Genomic DNA, 6,420 nt, shown 5'->3' with positions numbered 1-6,420 from the left:
GTTGCGTTCAACGCACCGAACGCCACATTGGGTGCATCTGACGCACCGAACGCCACATTGGGGCGCTTCAGGCGATCGGTGGGTGGGCCGGCAGGGGTGACTTGAACTCGACCCACATCGCGTCCGTCAGCGCCTCGACGTGGTGAGTTGCCCCGCGTGGGTGTACGACCGAATCGCCCGGCTCGAGGACGGCCTCCACGCCCTCCACCGCGCCCCGCAGGCGGCCCGACAGGACGTAGACGATCGAGTCGTGGTCGTGCGCGTGTGGTGGCGAGGCCACGCCCGCCGGGTAGTGGATCAAGTAGGCCAGGCCGGTCGCCGCTCGCTCCAGCAGCCGGAAGCGGCCCTCGCCGCCCAGCAAGGGCAAGCCCTCCACCGTGACCAGCGGCTGCCACACCTGCTCTTCCATCCGCCCATCATGACCCAGCGCAGCTGAGAGTCCACACTGGACCGGCTTAGGTAAGGCATGTGTTATTTAGGCGGACCTGACAAAAAAGGCAGGTCTCGCCACGATTCCACGTTCGTGTTTCACTGTTCTCGTGACCGAAACGATCGACGGTGACGCCGTGGAGCACACGCACGAACCACACCAGGGCGTGGGCGGGAAACTGAACTGGCTGCGGGCCGGGGTGCTCGGGGCGAACGACGGCATCGTGTCCGTCGCCGGCATCGTCGTCGGCGTGGCCGGGGCGACCACGGAAAGCACGACGATCCTCACCGCCGGAATCGCCGGGCTCGTCGCCGGCGCCTTTTCCATGGCCGGCGGGGAATACGTTTCCGTCAGCACCCAGCGCGACACCGAACAGGCGCTGCTCCGGCTCGAAAAGCAGGAACTGAAGACGATGCCGGAGGCCGAGGAGCGCGAGCTCGCCGAGATCTACCAGGAAAAGGGGCTCTCGCCGGACCTCGCGAGCCAGGTCGCCCGCGAACTGACCGAAAAGGACGCCCTGCAGGCGCACGCGGAAGCCGAGCTCGGTATCGACCCGGACAACCTGACCAGCCCGTGGCAGGCCGCGTGGGCGTCGCTGCTCGCCTTCTCCATCGGTGCGCTGCTGCCGATCCTGTCCATCGCCTGGGCCGGCGTCTCCCTGCGGGTGTGGGCGTGCGCGGCCGCGGTCGTCGTCGGCCTGACGCTGACGGGGTACGTCAGCGCCAGGCTCGGCGACGCGAACGTGGGGCGCGCGATCGTCCGCAACGTCGGCGTCGGCGCCCTCACCATGGTCGTGACCTACTTCGTCGGCGTCGTCTTCGGGGTCACCGTGGGCTAGTGCACGCCCTTCATCAGCTTGCGGATGAACGGGATGCCCAGGAACAGCAGCAGGCCGACCCCGATGGCGACCAAGCCGACCGTGCTGAAGTACGGCGCTTCGTCGTCGACCGAGTAGTACTCGGCCAGTTTGCCGGACATCGCCGTGCCGAACGAGATCGACAGGAAGTTCAGCGCCACCATCTGCGTCCGGAACGCTTCCGGCGCGAGCTTCGTCGACAGCGACAGCCCCACCGGGGACAGGCACAGCTCGGCGATCGTGAACACGAACAGGATGCCGACCATCGCGAGGATCGGGCTCGCGTTCTTGCCGCTGCCCACCATCGGCAGGAACAGCAGGAACGCGGCGCCCATCAGCACCGTGCCGAGGACGAACTTCATCGGCGTCGACGGCTGCCGCTCGCCGAGCTTCGTCCACAGCGCCGCCAGCATCGGGGCGAAGACGATGATGAACACCGGGTTGATCGAGTTGACCCAGGACACCGGCATCACCCAGCCGAACAGGTCCCGGTCCAGCCGCTGGTCGGTGTAGGCCGCGACGACCGTGAACTGCTGCTGGTACAGCGAGAAGAACACCGCGCTGGCGATGAACATCGGGATGAAGGAGAACACCCGGCTGCGCTCGACGGCGGTGATCTTGCCGCTGGTCAGGATGACCAGGAAGTAGATCACCGAGATCACGCCGACCACCCACACGACGACGTCGGCGAGGTTGTTCGGGTTGACGACACCGGTCACGACCAGCGTGACCACCGCGGCCACCAGCAGGACGGCGGCACCGATGGCCAGCGCGCGCTGCGACGACGGCAGCGGGTTCGGCACCTCTTTCGCCTTGTCGCCGAGGTTCTTGCGGCCGAACGTGTACTGCGTCAGGCCGAGCGCCATGCCGATCGCGGCGAGGCCGAACCCGAGGTGGAAGCCGACCTCCGTCTGCGCCAGGCCGGTCAGCAGCGGGCCGACGAAGCCACCGAGGTTGACGCCCATGTAGAAGATCGTGAAGCCCGCGTCGCGCCGTTCGTCGCCTTCGGCGTAGAGCGTGCCGACGATCGCCGTCGCGTTGGACTTCAGCCCGCCGCTGCCGACCGCGACGCACACGAGGCCGACGCCGATGCCGGCCAGGCCCGGCAGCAGCGCCAGGCTGATGTGCCCGATCATGATCAGCACGGCGCTGTAGAACAGCGTCCGCTCGGAGCCGAGGAGGCGGTCGGCCACCCACGCGCCGATGACGGCCGAGAGGTACACCAGGCCGCCGTACGCGCCGACGATGCCGAGCGCGGACTCCTGCGCGAGGCCCAGCCCGCCCTGCTCGACCTGGTAGTAGAGGTAGATCGGCAGGATGCCGAGCATCCCGTAGTAGGAGAACCGCTCCCACATCTCGACGCCGAAGAGGTTCGCCAGTCCTCGTGGGTGCCCGAAGAACCTCGTGTCCTGCTGGACCTCGGTTGAGGTGCTCACAACTCGTCTTCCTTTGTCTAGGGACTTCGTTGTCGTTTCGCATGCTAAGAGTCCAGCTGGTTACCCACCACCGGCACCCCGTGTGACAGCGGTCATGACAATGGGTGACAAAGGGCTGGTAAAATCGGACCACGGTGCGCCGGGAAGCCTGGTCGGCAACAGTGATCAGCGACCCCTGGAGCCGCCCCGATGACCCGCCCGTTCAGCGAATTCGCCCGATACCTGCGCACGGAGACGACCGGCGGGCTCATCCTGCTCGGCGCGACGGCGGTCGCGCTGCTCTGGGCCAACTCGCCGCTGCGGGACAGCTATCACGCGCTGCGGGAGTTCCGGCTCGGTCCGGAATTCCTGCACCTGGACCTGACGATCGGCGACTGGGCGAAGGACGGCCTGCTCGCCCTGTTCTTCTTCGTCGCCGGGCTGGAACTCAAGCGCGAGCTCGTCATCGGCGAGCTGTCCCGGTTCAAGCAGGCGATCCTGCCGGTCGTCGCCGCGCTCGGCGGCATGATCGTGCCCGCGCTCGTCGCCCTCTCCGTGGGCTGGGGGACGCCGGGCATCGAACGGGCCTGGGCGATCCCGGTCGCCACGGACATCGCGTTCGCGCTCGGCGTGCTCGCGCTGACGGCGTCGAACCTGCCGTCGAGCGCGCGGGTCTTCCTGCTGTCCCTGGCCGTGGTGGACGACCTCGGCGCGATCATCGTCATCGCCGTGCTGTTCACGACGGGCTTCGACCTGGTCGCCGTGGCCGTGGCCGTTGTCGCGCTCGCCCTCTACGCGTTCCTGCAGCACCGCCGCGTCCGGACACCGTGGCTGTACGTCCCGCTGGCGCTGATCACCTGGGTCGCGGTGCACTCGGCGGGCATCCACGCCACCATCGCCGGCGTCGCGCTGGGCCTGCTCACCCGCGTCCGCGCCGACGAGGGCGAGGCCGAAGCCCCCGCGCTGCGCCTGGAACACCGGCTCCAGCCGTGGTCGGCGGCCGTCGCCGTACCGGTGTTCGCGCTGTTCGCGGCCGGGATCTCGGTCAACGCCGACGCGCTCGGCGCGGTGTTCACCACGGCGTTGCCGCTCGCGGTGCTCGCCGGGCTGCTCGGGGGCAAGGTCGTCGGCATCCTCGGGGCCAGCCTGCTCGCCGTGAAGCTGCGGCTGGCGGAGAAGCCGCACGGGATGGGCTGGTGGGACATCGCCGCGTTGTCCGTGCTCGGCGGGGTCGGGTTCACGGTGAGCCTGCTGATCGCGGAGCTCGCGTTGCCGGGTGAGACGAGCGAGCTGGCGAAGGCGGCGGTGCTGATCGCGTCGGCGGCAGCGTCCCTGCTGGCGGCGGCCTTGCTACTCCGTCGTAGCAAGGTTCATGCGCGAATCTCCGACACACTGTGAGTCCGCCGCGCCCGGTTTCGGGACACATGGCACGATGACCCGGTGAGCAGCCCCAAACACGAACGCACCCCCGACGGCGTGGGGGCCGTGCCTTACCTCCCGCTGTCCTCCGCCTCCGACGTCCCCGGCGACCAGTCGATCGGCCGGCTGGTCGGCGACGCGACCCAGCACATCTCCACCCTGGTCAGGGCCGAGATGGAGCTGGCGAAGTCCGAGCTGGTCGGCGAGGTGAAGAAGGGCCTCAAGGGGGCCGTCTTCTTCCTGATCGCGCTGACGGTCTTCCTGTACAGCACGTTCTTCCTGTTCTTCTTCGCGGCCGAGGGGCTGGCCGAGTGGGTGCGGTACCGCTGGATCGCGTTCGGCATCGTGTTCGTCCTGATGCTGCTCGTCGCGGGCGCGGCCGGCTTCCTGGGCTACCGCAAGGTGAAGAAGTTCAAGGCACCGGAGCGGACCATCGCCAGCGTCAAGGAGACCGCCGCCGCGCTCAAGCCGCAGCGCGCGCCCGAAGCCGGCGTGACCACGCGCGACTGAGTCGTTGCACGCGTCCCCCGACCCGTCGATCGTCCGGCTCGACGGCCCGTGGGTCCACCGCGACGTGTCCGCGAACGGCATCCGCCTGCACGTCGCCGAACTCGGGGACGGGCCGGTCGTGGTGCTGCTGCACGGGTTCGCCGAGTTCTGGTGGACCTGGCACCACCAGCTGAGCGCCCTGGCCGACGCCGGGTTCCGCGCGGTCGCCGTCGACCTGCGCGGCTACGGCGACTCGGACAAGCCACCCCGCGGCTACGACGCCTGGACGCTGGCCGGTGACGTCGGCGGCCTGATCAAGTCGCTCGGGGCGCGCCGCGCCCACCTCGTCGGGCACGCCTGGGGCGGCATGCTCGCCTGGACGGTCGCGGCACTGCACCCGCGGCTGGTGTCCTCGGTGACGGCGATCGGCGCGGCCCACCCGCTCGCCCTGCGCTCGGGCGCGGCCCGGCCGTGGCGCGGCCAGGGCCGGGCGGCCGGGCACCTCTTTCGCTTCCAGGTGCCGATGGCGCCGGAGAAGTGGCTGGTGAAGGACGACGCCCAGGCCGTCGAGGACCTGTTCGGCGGCTGGGCCGGCCGCCGCTGGCGGTCCACTTCGGACTTCACCGGCAGCGTCGAGGCGTTCCGGCAGGCGATGCTCGTGCCCGGGGTCGCGCACAGCGCGCTCGAGTACTACCGGTGGGCCTTCCGCGCCCAGTTCCGCGGCGAAGGCCGCCGGTTCACCGACGCGGTCGGCACCCGGATCGCGGCCCCGACGCTGCAGCTGCACGGCGCCGACGACACCTGCATCCTCCCCGAAACGGCGACGTCGTCGACGCGCTGGGCGGGCCCGCACGCCGAGCCGGAGATCTGGCCGGACGTCGGGCACTTCCCCCACCTCGAGGTGCCGGATCGCACATCGGCGGCCCTGGCGGACTTCCTCAAGCGAGACTGATGGCGTTCTTCGCCCGCTCCACCGACTCCTCCGACGCCGGCCCTTCGAGGTTCTCCGTGGCCAGGGCCTGGTTCACCGCGACGAACGGCCGCATCCGCCGTTCGTAAGCCGCGAAGGCCTCTTCGCGAGGAGCCCGGCCGAGTTCCTGCGCGAGGACGTACGCGCCGACCAGTGCGAGGCTCGTCCCCTGCCCGGACAGCGCCGACGCGCAATATCCGGCGTCGCCGAGCAGCACGACCCGGCCCGAAGACCAGCGGTCGAGGTGGATCTGGGCCATGGCGTCGAAGTAGAAGACGTCCGCCGCCGCCATCGCTTCGAGGAGCTTCGGCACCTCCCAGCCGACCCCGCCGAGACGCTCGGCGACCAGCCGCTTCTGCTCCGGAACGGCCATGCGTGGCAGCGGTTCCGAGCCGAAGCCGAGGGTCACCCGGAGTTCGGTGTTCTCCCGCACCGGGTAGACCACGCCTCCGGTGTGCTCGTGCCGGAACCAGATCTGCCAGTCCTCGAGACCGAGGAAGTTGGCCGTCGGGAAGATCGCCAGGTACTGCCCGAGGTGCCGGGTGAAGTCCGCTTCCGGGCCGAACGCGAGCCGCCGCACCGCCGAGTGCAGGCCGTCCGCCCCGACGACCAGGTCGAACGTCCGGAAACCGCCGCGCTCGAACTCGACGCGCACGCCGTGCGCCTCCTCGGTGAGGGCGGTGATCGAGTCGCCGAAGACGTACTCGACGCCGGGCGGTAGCAAGCGCCCCAATGTGGCGTTGGTTGCGTCCAGCGCACCCAATGTGGCGTTCGGTGCGTTGGACGCACCCAACGCCCCAATTGGTGGGTCCCGCCGCACCGCGACCCCGTCGTCGTGATC

The 6,420-nt window shown here is 69.7% G+C and carries 7 protein-coding genes; 4 read left to right on the top strand and 3 right to left on the bottom strand.

What is annotated here, in order from left to right; genetic code table 11:
* Positions 1-67: 67 nt before the first annotated feature.
* A complete protein-coding gene (locus tag ACWEVN_RS45455; protein ID WP_452055408.1) occupies positions 68-409 on the bottom strand; it encodes a cupin domain-containing protein in 342 nt (113 codons plus the stop codon).
* Between the two features lie 130 nt (positions 410-539).
* On the opposite strand from ACWEVN_RS45455, the gene ACWEVN_RS45450 reads away from it, so the two are divergent.
* A complete protein-coding gene (locus ACWEVN_RS45450; RefSeq protein ID WP_310969175.1) occupies positions 540-1,268 on the top strand; it encodes a VIT1/CCC1 transporter family protein in 729 nt (242 codons plus the stop codon).
* On the opposite strand, the gene ACWEVN_RS45445 is transcribed toward ACWEVN_RS45450, so the two are convergent.
* On the bottom strand, positions 1,265-2,722 hold the full coding sequence (locus ACWEVN_RS45445) for a peptide MFS transporter (RefSeq protein ID WP_452055407.1): 1,458 nt from the start codon (positions 2,720-2,722) through the stop codon (positions 1,265-1,267). The genes ACWEVN_RS45450 and ACWEVN_RS45445 overlap by 4 nt on opposite strands.
* A gap of 189 nt (positions 2,723-2,911) precedes the next feature.
* Between ACWEVN_RS45445 and nhaA the strand changes: the two genes are divergently transcribed.
* From nhaA to ACWEVN_RS45430, 3 genes are read left to right on the top strand one after another with little or no spacing between them, the layout of a single operon-like run.
* The gene (nhaA, locus tag ACWEVN_RS45440) at positions 2,912-4,099 is read left to right on the top strand and encodes a Na+/H+ antiporter NhaA (RefSeq protein ID WP_452055406.1); all 1,188 of its coding nucleotides are present in this window, start codon (positions 2,912-2,914) and stop codon (positions 4,097-4,099) included.
* 42 nt (positions 4,100-4,141) lie between these two features.
* The gene (locus ACWEVN_RS45435; RefSeq protein WP_310969179.1) at positions 4,142-4,630 is read left to right on the top strand and encodes a phage holin family protein; all 489 of its coding nucleotides are present in this window, start codon (positions 4,142-4,144) and stop codon (positions 4,628-4,630) included.
* A 4-nt stretch (positions 4,631-4,634) separates the two neighbouring features.
* The gene (locus ACWEVN_RS45430; protein ID WP_452055405.1) at positions 4,635-5,561 is read left to right on the top strand and encodes an alpha/beta fold hydrolase; all 927 of its coding nucleotides are present in this window, start codon (positions 4,635-4,637) and stop codon (positions 5,559-5,561) included.
* Here the strand turns inward: ACWEVN_RS45430 and ACWEVN_RS45425 are convergent.
* The coding region (locus tag ACWEVN_RS45425; RefSeq protein WP_452055404.1) for an FAD-dependent monooxygenase at positions 5,548-6,420 on the bottom strand (873 nt) is incomplete at its 5' end. The genes ACWEVN_RS45430 and ACWEVN_RS45425 overlap by 14 nt on opposite strands.

This window comes from Amycolatopsis sp. NPDC003861, from assembly GCF_053605405.1.
Note: the sequence above shows the minus strand (reverse complement) of the source record. Positions and strands in the feature narration are given on the sequence as shown.